Source organism: Cryobacterium sp. TMT4-10, from assembly GCF_004403275.1.
GTDB classification, from domain to species: Bacteria; Actinomycetota; Actinomycetes; order Actinomycetales; family Microbacteriaceae; genus Cryobacterium; species Cryobacterium shii.
Window position 1 is genome coordinate 37,280 of the sequence record NZ_SOGU01000025.1, and the last position, 18,689, is coordinate 55,968.

Consider the following 18,689-nt stretch of genomic DNA (forward strand, 5'->3'; position numbering starts at 1 on the left):
ATCTTAGCGCGGCAGCACCACCACGAGCAGATCCCCCGCGTCGACCTGCTGCGTTTTCGGGATCGCGACGCGCTCGACGACGCCCGCGATGGGCGAGGTGATCGCGGCCTCCATCTTCATGGCCTCGATCGAGGCGACACTCTCACCGGCCTCGACGAAGGCGCCTTCCTCGACCTTGAGGGTCACCACTCCGGAGAACGGCGCGGCGATCTGGCCCGGCCGGTTCGCATCCGCCTTCTCCGCCGCCTTGCTGCTGACGGTGATGCTGCGGTCACGCACGAACACCGGGCGCAGCTGGCCGTTCAGGGTCGTCATGACCGTGCGCATGCCCTTCTCATCCGGCTCGCCGATGGCCTCGAGGCCGACGTAGAGTCGCACGCCCTTGTCGATTTCGACGGCATGCTCGACGCCCTGCTGCAGCCCGTTGAGGTAGTCGACGGTGTCCAGTACGGAGAGGTCGCCGAACAGTTCGCGGATCTGCTCGAACTGCCTGGTCGGAGCGGGGAACAGCAGCTGGTTGAGCATGGCGCGGCGGGTGAGGCTGTCGCCGTTCAGGGCGCCGCGCTCGTCCGCGGTCAGCTCGGTCACGCCGATGCGGACGGTGCGTCCGGCGAGCACCTTGCTGCGAAAGGGCTCCGGCCAGCCGCCGGGCAGGTCACCCAGCTCCCCCGCCATGAAGCCGATGACCGAGTCGGGCACGTCGTAGTTGCCGGGGTTCTCCGCGAAGTCGGCGGGGTCGGCGCGCACCGCGGCCAGGTAGAGGGCGAGGTCGCCGACCACCTTGGACGACGGCGTCACCTTGGGCACGCGGCCGAGGATGTCGTTGGCCGCGGCGTACATGTCCTCGATCAGTTCGAAGTCGTCGGCGAGGCCGAGGGCGACCGCTTGCGTGCGCAGGTTGGACAGCTGCCCGCCCGGGATCTCGTGGGTGTACACCCGCCCGGTCGGCGCCCGCAGGCCCGATTCGAAGGGGTGGTAGACCCGGCGCACGTCTTCCCAGTACGGTTCGAGGTCACAGACGGCCTTGAGCGAGATGCCAGTGTCGCGTTCGGTATGGGCCAGCGCGGCGACGAGAGAGGATGCCGAGGGCTGGCTGGTGGTGCCGGCCATCGGGGCGCTGGCCACGTCGACCGCGTCGGCGCCGGCGCGTGCCGCCGCCAGCAGGGTGGCCAGCTGGCCGCCCGGGGTGTCGTGGGTGTGCACATGGACCGGGAGGTCGAACCGGTCCCGGAGAGCGGTGACGAGCTTCTCCGCGGCCGCGGGCCGGAGCAGGCCGGCCATGTCCTTGATCGCGAGGACGTGCGCGCCCGACTCGACGATCTGCTCGGCGAGCCGCAGGTAGTAGTCGAGGGTGTACAGCTTCTCCGCCGGGTCGAGCAGGTCGCCGGTGTAACAGAGCGCGACCTCGGCGACGGATGATCCGGTCGCGAGCACGGCATCGATGGCCGGGCGCATCTGGGAGACGTCGTTGAGGGCGTCGAAGATGCGGAAGATGTCGACACCGGTCGCGGCGGCCTCCCGCACGAACGCGTCGGTCACCTCGGTCGGGTACGGCGTGTATCCGACCGTGTTCCGCCCGCGCAGCAGCATCTGCAGGTTGATGTTGGGCAGAGCCTCCCGCAACGACGCGAGCCGCTCCCACGGGTCTTCGCCGAGGAAACGCAGGGCCACGTCGTAGGTGGCGCCGCCCCAGGCCTCGACCGAAAGTAGCTGCGGGGTCATCCGTGCCACGTACGGCGCCACGGCGACGAGATCGCGGGTGCGCACCCGGGTCGCCAGCAGCGACTGGTGAGCGTCGCGGAACGTGGTGTCGGTCACGGCCAGGGCCGTCTGGGCGCGCAACGCGGCGGCAAAGCCGGCCGGGCCCAGCAGCTGGAGTCGCTGGCGCGAGCCGGAAGGTGCCGGCTCGGCCAGGTCGAGCTTCGGCAGCTTCTCGGCCGGGTTCAGCAGGGTGATCGGCACCCCGTTGGGCTTGTTCACCGTGACGTCGGCGAGCCAGTTCAGGATCTTGGTCCCGCGGTCCTTGGATGCCCGACCGCGCAGGAGCTCCGGCCGCTCGTCGATGAAGGAGGTGCTGAGGTTGCCGGCCGCGAAGTCGGGGTCGTCGAGGACGGCCTGCAGGAACGAGACGTTCGTGGACACGCCGCGGATGCGGAACTCGGCCAGGGCGCGCTTGGAGCGGGTGACCGCGGACGGGAAGTCACGGCCACGGCAGGTGAGCTTGGCGAGCATCGAGTCGAAGTGGGGGCTGATGTGGGCGCCGGGGTTGATCGTGCCGCCGTCGAGCCGGATCCCGGCGCCGCCGGGCGAGCGGTACGTGGTGATCTTGCCGGTGTCCGGGCGGAAACCCATGGTCGGGTCCTCCGTCGTGATGCGGCACTGCAGCGCGGCCCCGCGAAGCTGGATCTTGTCCTGGGTCAGTTCGAGGTCGCGAAGGCTCTCGCCCGCCGCGATGCGGATCTGGGACTGCACGAGGTCGACATCCGTCACCTCTTCCGTCACGGTGTGCTCGACCTGGATGCGCGGGTTCATCTCGATGAACACGTGCTGGCCCTCACGTTCGCCGACCGTGTCGAGCAGGAACTCGACGGTGCCGGCGTTGACGTAGCCGATCGACCGGGCGAAGGCGACCGCGTCGGCGTAGAGCCGCTGGCGGATCTCGTCGGACAGGTTCGGCGCGGGAGCGATCTCGATCACTTTCTGGTGGCGACGCTGCACGGAGCAGTCCCGCTCGAACAGGTGCACGGTCTCGCCGGTGGAGTCGGCCAGGATCTGCACCTCGATGTGGCGGGGCCGGAGGACCGCCTGCTCCAGGAACATCGTCGGGTCGCCGAAGGCACTGTTCGCCTCGCGCATGGCCTCTTCGAGGGACCCGCGCAGCTCGCTCATCTGGGCGACCCGGCGCATGCCGCGCCCGCCGCCGCCCGCGACGGCCTTCGCGAAGATCGGGAAGCCGATCTCCTCTGCCGCGGCGATCAGCTCGTCGACGTCGCGGGAGGGCGCGCTGGACTTGAGCACGGGCACCCCGGCGGCGATCGCGTGCTCCTTGGCGGTGACCTTGTTGCCGGCCATTTCGAGCACATGCTCGCCCGGGCCGATGAACGTGATGCCGGCCTGCCGGGCGGCGAGGGCCAGCTCCGGGTTCTCGGACAGGAAGCCGTAACCGGGGTAGATCGCGTCGGCGCCGCTCTCCTTGGCCACCCGGATGATCTCGCTCACCGTGAGGTAGGCACGCACCGGGTGACCCGGTTCGCCGATCTGGTACGCCTCGTCGGCCTTCAGCCGGTGCAGGGAGTTGCGGTCCTCGAACGGGAACACCGCGACCGTTTTCGCGCCGAGCTCGTAGGCGGCCCGGAAGGCCCTGATCGCGATTTCACCGCGGTTGGCAACAAGGATTTTCGTGAACATCAGGACCTCTCAAGCGCGGAGCCGCACACAGCCAACGGTTAGGTTCTCCAAGACTAGTGAAGGTAACGTATCTACTTGTGCACGTACTAAGCGTTAGCTCCCTCAAGGGAGGAGTAGGCAAGACCACAGTGACCCTGGGTCTGGCGTCTGCTGCCTTCGCCCGCGGCGTGCGAACCCTGGTTGTGGACATTGATCCACAGTCGGATGTGTCGACGGGGATGGATATCGAGGTCGCCGGCCACCTCAACATCGCCGATGTGCTCGCCTCTCCCAAGGAAAAGGTCGTTCGCGCGGCCATCGTTCCCAGCGGGTGGACCCGCGGCCGGCCCGGCACCGTCGACGTGATGATCGGCAGCCCGTCCGCCATCAACTTCGACGGCCCGCACCCCAGCATCCGGGACATCTGGAAGCTCGAGGAGGCTCTCTCCACGGTCGAGAAGGACTACGACCTGGTGCTGATCGACTGCGCCCCGTCCCTGAACGCGCTCACGCGCACGGCGTGGGCAGCGAGTGACCGGGTGGCCGTAGTGACAGAACCCGGCCTCTTTTCCGTGGCCGCCGCCGACCGCGCTCTGCGCGCGATCGAGGAGATCCGGCGCGGACTCAGCCCCAGACTCCAGCCGCTCGGCATCATCGTCAACCGGGCCCGAGTCGCCTCCCTCGAACACCAGTTCCGGATCAAGGAGCTGCGGGACATGTTCGGTCCGCTCGTGCTCAGCCCCCAGCTTCCCGAGCGCACCTCCCTGCAGCAGGCTCAGGGCGCGGCGAAGCCGCTGCACACGTGGCCCGGAGACAGCGCCCAGGAGATGGCGCGCTACTTCGACCAGCTGCTGGAGCGGATTCTGCGCACGGCCCGCATCGCCGAGTACGCGGAGCAGCGCTGACCTGAGCGCGCCCTGTCTTGAGGACGGCGCCCGAGCGGGCACCGGCCTGGCGTGAGCCGGCCGGGTGGTCTCAGCTGGTCTCGGCTGTTCTCAAGAGACCTTGCGGCTGCCACGGCGGACGGCGAGTTCGTCCGCGGGGTCGACCGCCTGGGTGTCCAGCTCGACGAGGGTCGTCTCGACCTCGCGGAGCACCTTGCCGACGGCGATGCCGAAGACGCCCTGGCCGCGGCTGACCAGGTCGATGACCTCGTCGTTGGACGTGCACAGGTAGACGCTGGCCCCGTCGCTCATGAGCGTCGTCTGGGCCAGGTCGCTGACGCCGGATTCGCGCAGCTGGTTCACGGCGGTGCGAATCTGCTGGAGGGAGATTCCGGTGTCGAGCAGTCGTTTGACCAGCTTCAGAACCAGGATGTCGCGGAATCCGTAGAGACGTTGGGTGCCGGACCCGGCAGCGCCGCGCACGGTGGGCTGGACCAGTTCGGTGCGGGCCCAGTAGTCCAGTTGGCGGTAACTGATCCCGGCGGCCCGAGCCGCCACAGCGCCGCGGTAACCCGATTTGTCGTCGAGCTCCGGCATCCCGTCGGTGAAGAGCAGACCCTCGCTGTAGCGAGAGCCCTCGTCACGCTGATGGAGCTCGCTCATACTTTTTGCCTCTCGGGGTGGGACTGCGACGCAGATGATCGCTGGATCAACGCTACCGAGGTGGGCGGCCCTGATCAACGACATCCGGTCGAACACTTTGCGTGTCGGGCCGAAAAGGTCGGGTCAGGCCCAGTGTAGGACTTACTTGGTCAGTCGGCCCAGGGCGGAGCGTATCAGGCTGCCGCGAATCACCTCGAGCTGTCCGGCGATTTCCACCGCCATCTCGGCGGCCTTGGCGCGGCTGGAGGCGTCCTTGCGACGGGACAGCGGAACGAGGGCGCTCTCGATCAGGCCGAGTTCGCGTTCGGCCGCCCCGCGGAAACTGCGGAGGTGGCGAGGCTCGATGCCGCTGCGTTGCAGTTCCACCAGGGCGCGGAGCACACTCAGTGCATCGTCGCCGTAGACGTCGGCCGGCAGGATGATCGACGCTGACACGGCGTCGTGGAGCAGGGAGGCGGAGGCCCCGGCCTCGCGAGCGAGCTCGTCCCGGCTGAGCCGGCGCGCCGTGGTCAGCATCGAGGGGCCCGGCGTCACCCCGCCGGGGAGGACCGGCGACAGCCCGGCATCGAGATCGTCGAGGTAGGCGCGGATGACCTTCAACGGGAGGTAGTGGTCCCGTTGCATGGAGAGCACCAGGCGGAGGCGATCCAGGTCGCCCGCGCAGAACTTGCGATACCCGGATTCGGTGCGGGCAGGCGAAACCAGCCGCTGTTCCTCGAGGAACCGCAGCTTCGACGGAGTCAGGTCCGGGAATTCCGGCGTCAGCCGGGCCAGCACCTGTCCGATGCTCAAGAGTGACGTCGCGCCCGGCGCTCTGGCCTGGGCGGAGGACGCCGACACTAGTCGCTCGCCAGGAGCTTGAGGTCGTGCCGGGAGGCGTAGAAGGTGAGGCGGAATTTGCCGACCTGGACTTCGGCTCCGTCGTGGAGCAGCGCGGAGTCGATCCGCACGCCGTCGAAGTAGGTGCCGTTGAGGGAGACGAGGTCCTTGACCTCGAAGGCGGTTCCGTGCCGCAGGAATTCCGCATGCCGCCGCGAGACGGTGACGTCGTCGAGGAAGATGTCCGCGTTGGGGTGGCGACCGACCGTCGTCACGTCCGCGTCCAGCAGGAAACGCGCGCCGGCGTTGGGACCCCGACGCACCACGAGCAGGGCGGACCCTGAGGGCAGAGCCGCGATGGCTTCCTGCTCCTCGGCCGTCACTACGCCGTCGATCGCGGCCAACTGCGCCGCGAACTCCTGCCCGAAGGTCATGGTCGTGTCGGTGTTGGCAAAGTTTTGCGGCGCAGCCTTGCGCTGGGGTTCATTCGTCTTTTTGGAATCAATCACCGTACACCTCCTAGTCCTCCAGCGTATCGGATCGGAGGGCCGGATTTACCCGCGGAAGGCGAATCACCCTGGCCGTCTCGATTGCGTAGATAATGCCCGCCCACCAGTAAAGAAAAGCTCCCCACAGCCCGAAGGCCCAGCCCACGGGCATCGACCACCAGGCCACCGCCGGGAAGGCCTCGCCCAGCATGATCATGGGCAGGGCGTAGAAGAGGCAGAACGTGGCCACTTTGCCGAGCAGGTGCACCGGGAGGGGCCCGAACCCGAAGTTCGCCAGGATCACGCCGAGCCCGAGCAGGAAGATGTCCCGCCCCACCACGACCAGCACGATCCACCACGGCACGAGGTCGCGCGAGGCCAGCCCGAGCAGCGCGGCGAAGATGTACAACCGGTCGGCCGCGGGGTCGAGCAGTTGTCCCAGTCGGGTGATCTGACTGAACCGCCTGGCCAGGAAACCGTCGAGGAAATCGGTGAAGCTGGCGACGGCCAGGACGAGGAGAGCCCAGGCATCCTCACCTTGGATCAGCAGGACCAGGAAGACCGGCACCAGGGCCAGTCGGAGCATGCTGAGCAGATTGGGCAGCGTGATGACCTTCGTACTGACGTTGGTTCCCTCTGACCCGGCCACGATCCCGAGTCTACCGAGGCACCGCCGGATCGGTCTGCGCCATCCCGTCAGCCGACCGACCCGCGTTTTTGGGCCCGTCCGTGTTCCGGCTTCTTCTGCTCCGAACCACGGTCCTGCTGCCCGCTGCGGCTCCGCTCCACGCTGCGGCGCAGGGCCTCCATCAGATCGAGGACCTCTCCCCCGCCCTCCTCGCCGGTCGGACGGCCGAGGGTGGCCTCGGTGTCCACCGCGTCCCCGGCCGCGAGTTTCGCGTCGAGGAGTTCCCGCAGCTGGTCCTGGTAGTCATCCCGGAAATCCTCCGGGGAGAAGTCGGAGGCGAACGATTCCACGAGGGCGGCCGAGAGCTCGAGTTCCTGGGCCGAGATGCGCACCGGCTCGTCGAGGGCGGGAAAGCGGGCGTCCCTCACCTCGTCGCTCCAGAGCAGTGATTGCAGCAGCAGGACGTCATCGCGCACCCGGAGCGCCCCGAGGCGCGTCTTCTGGCGCAGCGCGAACCGCGTGATCGCGGTGCGATCCGTGGCCTCGAGCGCCCGGCGCAGCAGCACGTACGCCTTGGCCGACGACCCGTCCGGTTCGAGGTAGTAGCTGCGCTCGAACATGATCGGGTCGAGCTGTTCGCTGGGCACGAATTCGACCACCTCGATCTCGTGGCTTCGCTCGGCCGGCAGCCGGCTCAGGTCCTCATCCGAGATGATCACCGTCCTGTCGCCGCTGTCCCAGGCCTTGCCGATATGGGCGTAGTCGACCACGCGGCCGCACTTCTCACACCGCCGCTGGTACCGGATGCGCCCGCCGTCCGCGTCGTGCACCTGGTGCAGCGCCACGTCGTGGTCTTCGGTCGCGCTGTACACCTTGACGGGCACATTGACGAGTCCGAAGGTGATCGCGCCTTTCCAGAACGATCTCATTCCCTCAGTAGACACCGGTCACGGGCCCGGGGCTAGCCTGCACGGCCTAGCGGCGCCGGGGACCGGAGAGCATGCTGACCTCATGAGCGAGGTGCCGGAACACGGGGGTTCGAGGCAGGTCGTGATGGTCGGGGGGCGCCGGATCACGCTCACCCACCTCGACAAGGTGCTGTACCCGGAGACGGGCACGACCAAAGCGGATGTGCTCGGCTACTACGCCGCCGTGGCCGACGTGCTGATCCCGCACGCCGCCAACCGGCCCGCCACCCGCAAGCGGTGGGTGCACGGCGTCGGGACCGCGGAGGGACCGGGCCACGTCTTCTTCCAGAAAAACCTCGACAGTTCCACCCCGGATTGGGTCAGGCGCGGCCGGCTGCAGCACACTCACCACGTGAACGAGTACCCGCTGGTGAACGACCTGGCCACGCTGACCTGGCTGGGCCAGATCTCCGCCCTCGAGATCCACGTGCCGCAGTGGCAGTTCGGGCCGGACGGCAGTCCGCGCAATCCCGACCGGCTCGTGCTCGACCTCGACCCGGGCGAGGGGGTGAGCCTGTCCGAGTGCGCGGAGGTCGCCCGCCTGGCCCGGGCGATCCTGCGGGACATGGGTCTCGACCCGCTGCCCGTTACCAGCGGAAGCAAGGGCATTCATCTGTATGCGGCCCTGGACCTGAGCCACACGTCCGAGCAGGTCTCGCAGGTCGCCCACGAACTGGCGCGGGCACTCGAGGCCGACCACCCGGACCAGGTGGTCAGCGATATGCAGAAGGCGAAGCGCCCTGGCCGGGTGTTCGTGGACTGGAGCCAGAACAACAGTTCCAAAACGACCATCACGCCGTATTCCCTGCGCGGGACGCTGCGCCCCATGGTCGCGATGCCCCGCACCTGGCGCGAGCTGGCCTCCCCCGGCCTCGCGCAGGTCGATTTTCGGCAGGCCATGCACCGGGTCGAGCGCGGGGGCGATCCGCTGGCCGGCCTGCTCACCGCGCACTCGGGTGGCGGGGACCCGGCCGGTGTCGCCGCCGTCGGCGGGCCGGGGGCGGATGCCCTGGCCGTCTACCGCAGCAAGCGAGACGCGTCCACGACCCCGGAGCCGATGCCGGCCGGCGTCGTGACGGCGGGCGACGGCCGGTCCTTCGTGATCCAGGAGCACCATGCCCGCAATCTGCACTACGACCTGCGCCTCGAGCACGAGGGGGTGCTGGCCTCCTGGGCCCTGCCGCGCGGCGTGCCGACTGATCCGGCGAAGAACCGGCTCGCCGTCAGGACGGAGGACCACCCGCTCGAATACGGCGCGTACGAGGGCGTCATCCCGGCAGGTGAGTACGGTGCCGGCACGGTCAGCATCTGGGACCGAGGCGCGTACGACCTGGAGAAATGGCGGGACGACGAGGTGATCGCCACCCTGAACGGCGAGCCGCGCGGAGGATTGAACGGATCGGCCCGGTTCGCGCTGATCCGCACCGGCGGCAAGAACTGGCTGATCCACCTGATGAAGCCCCGGCCCTCGTCCGGGTCGTATCCGCCGGCGCGTTCGGGGAGCGTCGGTTCCTCCGCCGGGGCCGACCGGCGCATCCGTTACCGGCCCATGCTCGCCACCCTCGGCTCGGTGACCGATCTGCCGGAGGACGACGCCTGGGCCTTCGAGATGAAGTGGGACGGGATCCGTGCCCTGGCCTATGTCCGGGCGGAGGACGATCCCGCCGCGGAGGTGCGCCTGCTGACCCGAAACGGCAACGACGTCACGCCGGCCTATCCGGAGCTGGTGGCGACGCTGCCCGGCGCCCTCCGGGCCGATTCGGCCGTGCTCGACGGGGAGATCGTCGCCCTCGACCGCGCCGGGCGGCCGGATTTCGGCCTGCTCCAGACCCGGATGGGCCTGACCGACCGACGCCAGATCGACGCCGCCGTCGCGGCGACGCCGGTGCGGTTCATGGCCTTCGATGTGCTCGAACGCGACGGGGAGCCGCTCCTGGACCGCACCTACGCCGTACGCCGGGCCGTCCTCGCGGACATCCTGGAGGTGACCGGCGCGGTGCAGGTTCCGCCGGCTTTCGACGGCGACTCCGCCGAGGCCATGCGATCCAGCCGGAACCTCGGTCTGGAGGGCGTGGTCGCCAAGACCCTCGACGGCCGCTACCAGGCCGGGCGCCGCTCCCGGTCGTGGATCAAGATCAGGCATCATCTCAGCCAGGAGGTCGTCATCGGCGGGTGGCGGCCCGGCAACGGCCGGCGGTCGGGCTCGGCGGGGTCTCTGCTGATGGGAATCCCGGATGGGGGCCGGCTTCGCTATATCGGCCGGGTGGGTACGGGCTTCCGGGACCGGGACCTGGACGACCTCCGGGCCCGGCTGGACCCCCTCGAAACGGCGGACGGCCCGTTCGCGGACGTGCCCGTCGCCGACGCCCGGGACGCCCGCTGGGTTCGTCCGGTGCTCGTCGGCGAGGTCGAGTTCGCGGACTGGACCGCGGCCGGCCGCCTCCGGCATCCGTCCTGGCGCGGGTGGCGCCCGGACAAAACGCCGGCGGACGTGGTCAGGGAAGCGCCGTAGCGCGGCTCAGGCGAGACGGGCGCGCAGGGCGGGCCAGCTGGCGGCGAATCCCGGATGCAGCGGAAGATCCCCGACCTGTTCGGTGGGGACCCAGCGGAGCGCAATGCTCTCCTGGTCGCTGATCACCGGGTCGAAGGGCTCCGTGGCCCGGACCACCACCGTGGTGTACGACCAGAACCCGAGGTCCAGGACCGAACTGAACTGCACCGTGACCAGGTCGGCCGGGACGCCGGCCTCTTCCCCGGCCTCGCGCAGCGCCGCCTCGAGGGCGGTCTCGTGTTCGTGCCGCGCTCCCCCGGGCAGCCCCCAGGTGTCACCTTGATGGCTCCAGAGAGCGCGGTGTTGCAGCAGCACCCCCAGCTCGAGGTGGTGCACCAGCAGGCCGGCAGCGCCGAACAGCCCCCAGAACTTGCCGCCATCGGGCCCGTACACCCACCTGTCGCCGTTACTGCTCATGGCACAAGCATGGGGCACCCCGGCCGTGAAAACCCTTCGTGTTGCCCGGTGTCACCCGGTCGTCGGGCGACCGTGCCCGTTCCGGTCGAGAGTGCCCGGCACAGCGGCCACTCTCGACCGGAACGGGAACTACTAAAGGGCCACGATGGCGTGCACGGGGGCGTCGCCGAGGCGGGACCGGCCGACCAGGTCGGTCAGCTCGAGCACGACGCCGACCCCGGCCAGGTGGTAACCGGCCCGCTCGACCAGGCGCGAGGTGGCGGCGATGGTTCCGCCGGTGGCCAGGACGTCGTCGAGGACGAGCACACGCGAGCCGGCGGCCAGCTGGCCGATCTCGAGCTCGAGGCACGCCGATCCGTATTCCAGGTCGTACTCCTCGCTCAGCACCGAGCCGGGCAGTTTGCCGCCCTTGCGCACGGCGAGCACGGCGACATCCGCCGCGTAGCCGACGGCGGCGGCCAGCAGGAAGCCGCGAGCCTCAATGCCCGCGACGGCGTCGAACTGGCCGTCGAACCGGCCGGCCAGTTCGTCGATCAGGGACCGGAACGCCTTGGCGTCGGCGAACACCGGGTTGAGGTCGCGGAACAGGATGCCCGCTTGCGGGAAATCGGGGTACGAGGCGAGGAGGGCGTGCACATGGTCTGCTGCGGGGGTGTTCACCCCCTCAGTTTAAGCGTTCTCCGGCTCGCCCTGACCCGCCCCGCCAGTCCCCCGGATGACGCGTCCGCACGGTGCTGCGTGCTAGCCTCAGATTTAGCTAACAAAGTTAGACACTTTTTCCGGTATCTTTGCTGGAACGCCAGAAAGGGCAGCTATGCAGGGGTCGAAGTGCTAGAGGAACTCGTGGTTCTGCTGGATGAAGCGGGGCATGAAATCGGCACTGCCCCCAAGCTCAGCGTGCACGACACGAACACGGCGTTGCACCTCGCGTTCTCCTGCCACGTGCTCAATCCGGCCGGCGACGTGCTCGTCACCCGGAGAGCCCTGGCCAAGAAGACCTGGCCGGGCGTCTGGACCAACTCCTTCTGCGGCCACCCTCTGCCCGACGAGCCGATGACGGAGGCCATCACGCGCCGTGCCCGCTTCGAACTCGGCCTCGAGGTCACGGACCTGGCCGTCACACTGCCGGACTTCCGCTACCGGGCCGTCGACAGCAGCGGCATCGTCGAGAACGAGATCTGCCCGGTCTACCTGGCCCGCGCGGACGCCGACCCGGTTCCCAACCCCGACGAGGTGATGGAGTTCGCCTGGGTCGACCCTGCCACCCTCCAGCGTGCCGTGCGCGACGCCCCCTGGGCCTTCAGCCCCTGGCTCGGCCTGCAGCTGGCCGAACTGACGAGCTTCGATGCATGAAATCCAGACCGTCGGGGTGGAAACGGAACTGGGACGCTTCTTCGCGGCGGCACGCCTGCGGGCCAGTGACTACGGGGACCACTATGTCGCCCTCTGGGACTGCCTCGAGCGGGCCAGCACGGGCGGAAAACGGGTGCGCCCCGCCCTCGTGCTGGCCGCGTTCTCGGGCCTCGGCGGCACCGACCTCACCCTGGCCACCCCCGTCGCCGTGAGCTTCGAGCTGCTGCACACCGCATTCGTCATCCACGACGACGTGATCGACCGGGACCTGGCCCGACGCGGCGTGGCCAACATCGCCGGCACGTTCGCCGAGCGGGCGCTCGCCCACGGAGCCGAAGACCAGGCGGATGCCTGGGCGGCGACCGCCGCCATCCTGGCCGGCGACCTGGCCCTCAGCGAAGCGCACCGCGCCCTCGCCCTGCTTCCTGTGGAGCTCGAACTGCGCGGGCGACTGCTCGACCTTCTCGACCGGGCCGTGTTCGTGTCCGCTGCCGGGGAGCTGGCGGACGTGACCAACACCGCCTCGAAGCATCCCCTGTCGGTGGACCGGGTGGTGTCGACGCTGGAGCAGAAGACGGCCGTGTACTCCTTCGAAGCACCCCTGCAGGCCGGCGCGGTCCTCGCCGGCGCCTCGGCCGAAGCGATCGACGCCCTCGGTGCGTTTGGCCGGCTGATCGGGGTGGCCTTCCAGCTCACCGACGACATCCTCGGCGTGTTCGGGGACCCGGCGGTGACCGGCAAGAGCGTGCTCACCGATCTGCGTGAAGGCAAGCAGACGGCCCTGATCGCCCATGCGGGCACCACACCGGCCTGGACCGGCATCGCCCCCTTCATCGGAAAGGCAGACCTCACCGAGGCGGAGGCCGAGGCCGTTCGTGCCAGCATCCGGGACTGCGGCGCCCTGCAGTCGGCGACCGAGCTCGCCGCGGACCACGCCGACCGCGCCGCCCGGGCGCTGGACACCCCCGCCATCCCGGCGGCGCTCCGGGCGCTGCTCACCACCCTGGCCGGCACCGCAGTGAATCGCAGCCGATGATCCGGGACACCCCCGCCGAGCACACCGGCATCGCCAAGTACAACGCCGCCGCCCGGGCCAGTTCGGCCACGGTTATCGGCCATTACTCCACCTCGTTCGGCCTCGCGGCCCGGCTCCTGGAGCCGCGCGTGCGAAGCCAGGTGCGCACCATCTACGCCCTCGTTAGGATCGCCGACGAAATCGTGGACGGCGCCGCTAGTCAGGCCGGGGTCAGCGTGGGCGGCCAGCGGGAGCTGCTGGACGGGCTCGAACGGGAGACCGGCCGGGCCATCGAGACGGGCTTCAGCACCAATCTGGTCGTGCACGCCTTCGCCGCGACCGCCCGGGAGGCCGGGATCGGGACGAGCCTGACCGCGCCCTTCTTCGCCTCGATGCGCCGCGACCTCGACCCGTCGCCGTTCGATGCCGCCGGCGTGGCGGAGTACATCTACGGTTCGGCCGAGGTGATCGGGCTGATGTGCCTGCGCTGTTTCGTTCAGGACACCCCGCGCACGGCCGCCGAGCTCGAGGTGCTCGAGACCGGCGCCCGCAGCCTCGGCGCCGCGTTCCAGAAGGTCAATTTCCTGCGCGACCTGGCCGCCGATCGGGACGCCCTCGGACGCAACTACTTCCCCGGCGTGAACCTGCTCACCCTGACCGAGACACAGAAGAACGAGCTCCTCGACGATATGGACGCCGACCTCGACGCAGCCGCACGCGTGCTGCCCATGCTTCCGGTGGGGAGCCGCCGCGCGGTCGCCGCCGCACACCGCCTCTTCGCCCGCCTGTCGGCGAAGCTGCGCGTCACCCCCGCGCGAGCACTGATGAGCGCCCGGGTACGGGTGCCGGATCCGGAGAAAATCATGATTGCACTCGCCGCATCGTTCGGCCCGGGAGCGTGGAAGCGATGAGCAGCACGGCTGGACACGCCGCTGGGCACACCGTCGTCATCGGCGGCGGCATCGCCGGGCTGGCCAGCGCCGCCCTGCTGGCCAGGGACGGCCACCGGGTCACCCTGCTCGAGGCGCACGCGACCCTCGGCGGCCGGGCCGGCTCCTGGGAGGTGGACGGGTTCCGATTCGAAACCGGTCCGTCGTGGTACCTGATGCCGGAGGTGTTCGACCACTTCTACCGTCTGTTCGGCACGTCCTCCGCCGAACAGCTCGACCTGACCCGGCTGGACCCCGGCTACCGCGTGTTCTTCGAGAACACCCGCGAGCCGGTGGACATCGCGGCCGAGCGGGCCGACAACATCGCCCTGTTCGAAAGCCTGGAACCCGGCGCGGGTGCCGCCCTCGACCGCTACCTCGTTTCCGCCAAAGAGACGTACGACATGGCCGTCAAGCGCTTCCTGTACACGAGCTTCGCGAGCTTCCGGCCGCTGCTGGTTCCGGATGTCCTCCGCCGGCTCGGTCGGCTGGCGCGCCTGCTCCTGCAGCCGCTGGACCGGTTCGCCGCCGGCTATGTGAAGGACAACCGGCTGCGCCAGATCCTCGGCTACCCGGCCGTGTTCCTCGGCTCCTCCCCGGACCAGACCCCCTCGATGTACCACCTGATGAGTCACCTCGACATGGCCGACGGCGTGCTCTATCCCCAGGGCGGGTTCACCCGGCTGATCGACAGCATCGCCGACATCGCCCGCGCCCAGGGCGTGACCGTGATCACCGGGGCGAGAGTCACGGCCATCCGCACCACCCCGGGCGCCGGGACCGCCGTCGCCGGCGTCAGCTACCGCACGGAGGACGGCACCCTGGTCACCCTCGACGCCGACACCGTCGTCTCGGCCGCCGACCTGCACCACACCGAAACCGAGCTGCTCCCGGCCGCCTCCCGGACCTACCCGGAGAGCTGGTGGCGCAAAAAGGTCTCCGGACCCGGCGCCGTGCTGGTGATGCTCGGGATCAGGGGCGACCTTCCCGAGCTGAAGCACCACACCCTCTTCTTCACCGAGGACTGGGCCGAGAACTTCGGCCGCATTTTCGGCAAGACGACCAGCGTGCCCTCGCCGGCCTCCTTCTACGCGTGCATGCCCAGCGCCACCGACCCGGGCGTCGCCCCCGAGGGGCACACGAACATGTTCCTGCTGGTGCCGATCCCCGCCGACCCGGGCCTCGGCCACGGCGGGATCAACGGCGCCGGTTCGCCGGCGATCGAGAAGATCGCGGACGACACCATCCGTCAGCTCAGCGAGTGGGCCGGCATCCCCGACCTGTTCGATCGGATCGTGGTGCGCCGCACCGTGGGCCCCGGCGACTTCGCCGACGACCTGAATTCCTGGCGCGGCGGGGCCCTTGGCCCGGCGCACACCCTGCGTCAGAGCGCGTTCCTGCGCGGCTCCAACGCCTCCGCGAAGGTCGAGGGCCTGTTCTACGCCGGCGGCACCACCATTCCGGGTATCGGGCTTCCGATGTGCCTGATCAGCGCTGAGATCCTGCTCAAACGCATCAACGCGGACACGTCCACCGGACCGCTGCCGGAGCCGCTGCCCGACAAACCGCTGCCGAACTCCGTGCGGCACGCCCGGCCGGAAGCCCGGTAGCGGTGCAGGTCGCCTACCTGCTGACCCTGCTGGCGAGCCTGGGCGCGATGGTGCTGCTCGACGCGCGCTTCCGGCTGTCCTTCTGGCAGAACCCGGTGCGGGCATCCGTGGTGCTCGGCGCGGGGGTGGCGTATTTCCTGCTCTGGGACCTTTTCGGGATCGGTCTGGGCATCTTCTATCGCGGCGAGACCGACCTGATGACGGGCCTGCAGCTGGCCCCGGAGCTGCCGGTGGAGGAACTCGTCTTCCTCACCTTCCTCTGCTACCTCACCCTGAACGCGGTGCAGGGCGCGCGCCTCCTCCTGGGGCGGCGGGGCGCCCGGCCGGCCCGCCCCGGCGTCGACGACGGGACACACGGATGACGTACCTGCTCCTGAACAGTGTCTTCCTCGTGCTCGCGGCGGCCGTGTACCTCGTGGCCGTTCGCCGCGGCGCGCTCTCCCGGCGCGGGATCGCCGCCACCCTGATAGCTCTGGCCGTCGTGATCGTGCTGACGGCCATTTTCGACAACATCATGATCGCGATCGGGCTGGTCGACTACGATCCGAACCGGATCTCCGGGCTGCGCATCGGTGTGGCCCCGATCGAAGACTTCGCCTATCCTGTGGGGGCAGCGCTCCTGCTGCCCGCGGTCTGGGCGCTGCTGGAAAGAAAACGAATGACTGAGACCGATGACTGAGACCCCCACCCCCACGCTGTGGAAGACCCGCCAGGTGTTGCTCTCGTCGCGGCCGCTGAGTTGGGTCAACACGGCCTACCCGTTCGCGGCCGCCTACATCGTGACCACGGGCCGGGTCGACGCCCTGCTCATCGTGGGAACGCTGTTCTTCCTGATTCCCTACAACCTGCTGATGTACGGCATCAACGACGTCTTCGACTACGAGTCCGACCTCCGCAACCCGCGCAAGGGCGGCGTCGAGGGCGCCATGCTCGACCCGGGCCTGCACCGGCTGGTGCTGGTCGCCGGGGTGGTGACCGCGGTTCCCGTGCTCGCGGCGATGCTCCTGCTGGCCGGCACGGGGCATCCGTTGTCCTGGCTCGTGCTCGCGATCAGCCTCTTCGCCGTCGCCGCCTATTCGGTGCCCGGCCTCCGGTTCAAGGAACGCCCGTTCATCGACTCGGCGACGTCGAGCACGCACTTCGTCAGCCCCGCGGTCTACGGCCTGGTCGTGGCCGGCGCCGTCTTCACGCCCGGGCTGGTGGCCCTGCTCCTCGCGTTCTTCCTCTGGGGCATGGCGAGCCACGCGTTCGGCGCGGTGCAGGACATCGTGCCGGACCGGGAAGGCGGGATCGCCTCGATCGCGACCGCACTCGGCGCGGCGCGCACCGTTCGCCTGGCGATCGCGTTCTGGGCCCTCGCCGGGCTGCTGATGCTCTTCACCGGCTGGCCCGGACTGCTCGGCGCGGTGCTCGCGCTGCCGTACATCGGTGCGGCCTGGCCGTTCCGCTCGGTCACGGACGAGCGCGCGGAGACCGCGAACGCGGGCTGGAAGCGGTTTCTCTGGCTCAACTTCCTGACCGGTTTCCTGGTCACGATGCTGCTCATCGCCTGGGTGATGCTCGGACCGTTCTAGCCGCCTGGCCTAGAGTCGAGGCATGGAACCTCTGGGCTCAGCCCGCGTCGACAGCTGGACCTGGGGCGTGCGGATGTTCAAGACCCGCTCCCAGGCCACCGCGGCCTGCCGGGCCGGTCACGTCAAGGTCAACGGCGAACGGGCCAAGTCGGCCCAGCCCGTGCGCGTGGGCGACGAGGTGCGGGTGCGCAGCAGCGGCTTCGACCGGGTGCTGGTGGTGGCGAAGATCGTCACCAAGCGCGTCGGCGCGCCGGTCGCGGCGGAGTGCTTCGTCGACATGACCCCGCCGCCCCCGCCCCGGGAGGAGGTGGCGCTGCTCCCGATGCGCGATCGCGGCGCCGGGCGCCCGACCAAGCGGGAACGCCGGGAGATCGACCGCCTCCGCGCACCCGAACAGCCGGCCCGGTACGAGACGGATGAGGACTGACCCCGAGCCGTGGCGCTGCTCAGGCGCGGGCGCTGTCGGGTGCCGTGCTGTCGGGCGCGAGCGACGGGAACGCGTCGAGGCCGAACTCGTGCCGCAGGACCAGGGTGGCCGCGTACCATCCGTTCATGCCGTGCACGGCGGGACCGGGCGGGGTCGACGCCGAGCAGAGGTAGAGGCCGGGGACCGGCGTCCGCCAGGGCCGGGATGACACCACCGGGCGTTTGACGAGCTGGCGGAGCGACACCACGCCGCCGAGGATGTCGCCGCCGACGAGGTTCGGGTCCTGCGCGGCCATCCCCCGGGCGGACCGGGCGGTGCTGGCCAGGATCGTGTCCCGGAATCCGGGCGCGAAGCGCTCGATCTGCAACACGATCGCCTCGGTCAGGTCCTCGTCCGAGCCGGGCGGCACGTGGGCGTAGGCCCACAGCACGTGGCAGCCCGCCGGCGCCCGCGTGGGATCGAGCACGCTGGGCTGGGTGACCAGCACGAACGGATGCTCCGCCGACCGCCCCCGGGCCACCTCGCGTTCGGCGCCGACCACCTCGGCCCGGGTGCCGCCGACGTGCACCGTGGGCGACCGGGCCACATCCGGATTCGTCCACGGGACCGGGCCGGAGAGGGCGAAGTCGACCTTCGCCACCCCGGCGCCGTAGCGGAAGCGCGCCAGTGCCCGGCGGTACCGATCGGGCAGGCGGGGGCCGGCGAACCGGGCGAGGAAGCCCGGCGACGTGTCGAGCAGGGTGACCCGGGCGGGCTCCAGGTCGGACGGGGAACGCACCTCGGTGTCCAGCCGCAGGCTGCCGCCGTGCGCGAGCAGATCGGCGACGAGCGCGTCGGCGATGGCCTGGGAACCGCCGACCGGGTACCCCCAGCCGCGGCCGTGGGCGTGCGCGGCGAGCAGCAGCCCCGCGCCCGCCGAGGCCGGGGACGGCTGCCGGCCGGGGGTGTGGGCGGCCACGCCGGCGAAGAGCGCCGC

Annotated in this window: 19 protein-coding genes; 10 read left to right on the plus strand and 9 right to left on the minus strand. The window is 69.9% G+C overall.

Features of this window, described 5'->3' with window-relative positions; translation table 11 throughout:
* Positions 1-3 precede the first annotated feature (3 nt).
* On the minus strand, positions 4-3,408 hold the full coding sequence (locus tag E3T42_RS03130; protein ID WP_134367446.1) for a pyruvate carboxylase: 3,405 nt from the start codon (positions 3,406-3,408) through the stop codon (positions 4-6).
* Between the two features lie 77 nt (positions 3,409-3,485).
* On the opposite strand from E3T42_RS03130, the gene E3T42_RS03135 reads away from it, so the two are divergent.
* On the plus strand, positions 3,486-4,292 hold the full coding sequence (locus E3T42_RS03135) for a ParA family protein (protein ID WP_134367518.1): 807 nt from the start codon (positions 3,486-3,488) through the stop codon (positions 4,290-4,292).
* 90 nt (positions 4,293-4,382) lie between these two features.
* Here E3T42_RS03135 and E3T42_RS03140 read toward each other — a convergent pair whose 3' ends face one another.
* The 5 genes from E3T42_RS03140 to E3T42_RS03160 all read right to left on the minus strand — a co-directional run bounded on the left by E3T42_RS03140 (position 4,383) and on the right by E3T42_RS03160 (position 7,798).
* Positions 4,383-4,934: a MerR family transcriptional regulator gene (locus tag E3T42_RS03140; protein WP_134367447.1), complete on the minus strand. Its 552-nt coding sequence runs from the start codon at positions 4,932-4,934 to the stop codon at positions 4,383-4,385.
* A 141-nt stretch (positions 4,935-5,075) separates the two neighbouring features.
* Entirely contained in the window at positions 5,076-5,774 is a 699-nt protein-coding gene (locus E3T42_RS03145) for a MerR family transcriptional regulator (protein WP_134367449.1), read from the minus strand.
* On the minus strand, positions 5,774-6,187 hold the full coding sequence (locus tag E3T42_RS03150; protein ID WP_134367520.1) for an FHA domain-containing protein: 414 nt from the start codon (positions 6,185-6,187) through the stop codon (positions 5,774-5,776). Before E3T42_RS03150 ends, E3T42_RS03145 begins: the two co-directional genes overlap by 1 nt.
* Positions 6,188-6,272: 85 nt before the next feature.
* Positions 6,273-6,890, minus strand: a complete 618-nt coding sequence (locus tag E3T42_RS03155; protein WP_255572881.1) for a CDP-alcohol phosphatidyltransferase family protein — start codon at positions 6,888-6,890, stop codon at positions 6,273-6,275.
* 47 nt (positions 6,891-6,937) lie between these two features.
* Entirely contained in the window at positions 6,938-7,798 is an 861-nt protein-coding gene (locus tag E3T42_RS03160) for a Ku protein (protein ID WP_134367451.1), read from the minus strand.
* 82 nt (positions 7,799-7,880) lie between these two features.
* Here E3T42_RS03160 and E3T42_RS03165 point away from each other — a divergent pair, with 82 nt between their 5' ends.
* Positions 7,881-10,349 carry an ATP-dependent DNA ligase gene (locus tag E3T42_RS03165; protein WP_134402435.1) on the plus strand — a complete coding sequence of 823 codons (2,469 nt, stop codon included), beginning with the start codon at positions 7,881-7,883 and terminating at the stop codon, positions 10,347-10,349.
* Positions 10,350-10,355: 6 nt separating this feature from the next.
* On the opposite strand, the gene E3T42_RS03170 is transcribed toward E3T42_RS03165, so the two are convergent.
* Positions 10,356-10,805: an NUDIX hydrolase gene (locus tag E3T42_RS03170; protein ID WP_134367455.1), complete on the minus strand. Its 450-nt coding sequence runs from the start codon at positions 10,803-10,805 to the stop codon at positions 10,356-10,358.
* A 132-nt stretch (positions 10,806-10,937) separates the two neighbouring features.
* Positions 10,938-11,465: an adenine phosphoribosyltransferase gene (locus E3T42_RS03175; RefSeq protein ID WP_134367456.1), complete on the minus strand. Its 528-nt coding sequence runs from the start codon at positions 11,463-11,465 to the stop codon at positions 10,938-10,940.
* 183 nt (positions 11,466-11,648) lie between these two features.
* Here E3T42_RS03175 and idi point away from each other — a divergent pair, with 183 nt between their 5' ends.
* From idi to E3T42_RS03215, 8 genes are read left to right on the plus strand one after another with little or no spacing between them, the layout of a single operon-like run.
* Positions 11,649-12,158, plus strand: coding sequence for an isopentenyl-diphosphate Delta-isomerase (gene idi / locus E3T42_RS03180; protein ID WP_370261585.1), 510 nt, complete (start codon positions 11,649-11,651; stop codon positions 12,156-12,158).
* Positions 12,151-13,194 carry a polyprenyl synthetase family protein gene (locus E3T42_RS03185; protein WP_134402437.1) on the plus strand — a complete coding sequence of 348 codons (1,044 nt, stop codon included), beginning with the start codon at positions 12,151-12,153 and terminating at the stop codon, positions 13,192-13,194. The genes idi and E3T42_RS03185 overlap by 8 nt, the downstream gene beginning before the upstream one ends.
* A complete protein-coding gene (locus E3T42_RS03190; protein ID WP_134367462.1) occupies positions 13,191-14,084 on the plus strand; it encodes a squalene/phytoene synthase family protein in 894 nt (297 codons plus the stop codon). The genes E3T42_RS03185 and E3T42_RS03190 overlap by 4 nt, the downstream gene beginning before the upstream one ends.
* Positions 14,081-15,712, plus strand: coding sequence for a phytoene desaturase family protein (gene crtI, locus E3T42_RS03195; protein ID WP_134402438.1), 1,632 nt, complete (start codon positions 14,081-14,083; stop codon positions 15,710-15,712). The genes E3T42_RS03190 and crtI overlap by 4 nt, the downstream gene beginning before the upstream one ends.
* Positions 15,713-15,714: 2 nt before the next feature.
* Entirely contained in the window at positions 15,715-16,074 is a 360-nt protein-coding gene (locus E3T42_RS03200) for a lycopene cyclase domain-containing protein (protein WP_134367466.1), read from the plus strand.
* Positions 16,071-16,391 (plus strand): lycopene cyclase domain-containing protein, encoded by a 321-nt coding sequence (locus E3T42_RS03205; protein ID WP_134367468.1) that lies wholly within the window; start codon positions 16,071-16,073, stop codon positions 16,389-16,391. The genes E3T42_RS03200 and E3T42_RS03205 overlap by 4 nt, the downstream gene beginning before the upstream one ends.
* The gene (locus tag E3T42_RS03210; protein ID WP_134367470.1) at positions 16,384-17,286 is read left to right on the plus strand and encodes a prenyltransferase; all 903 of its coding nucleotides are present in this window, start codon (positions 16,384-16,386) and stop codon (positions 17,284-17,286) included. The genes E3T42_RS03205 and E3T42_RS03210 overlap by 8 nt, the downstream gene beginning before the upstream one ends.
* Positions 17,287-17,308: 22 nt before the next feature.
* Complete coding sequence (locus E3T42_RS03215) at positions 17,309-17,713, plus strand: RNA-binding S4 domain-containing protein (RefSeq protein WP_134367472.1); 405 nt, start codon at positions 17,309-17,311, stop codon at positions 17,711-17,713.
* Between the two features lie 19 nt (positions 17,714-17,732).
* Here the strand turns inward: E3T42_RS03215 and E3T42_RS16615 are convergent.
* A partial coding sequence (locus E3T42_RS16615) for an NAD(P)/FAD-dependent oxidoreductase (protein WP_166789191.1) occupies positions 17,733-18,689 on the minus strand: 957 nt, incomplete at its 5' end.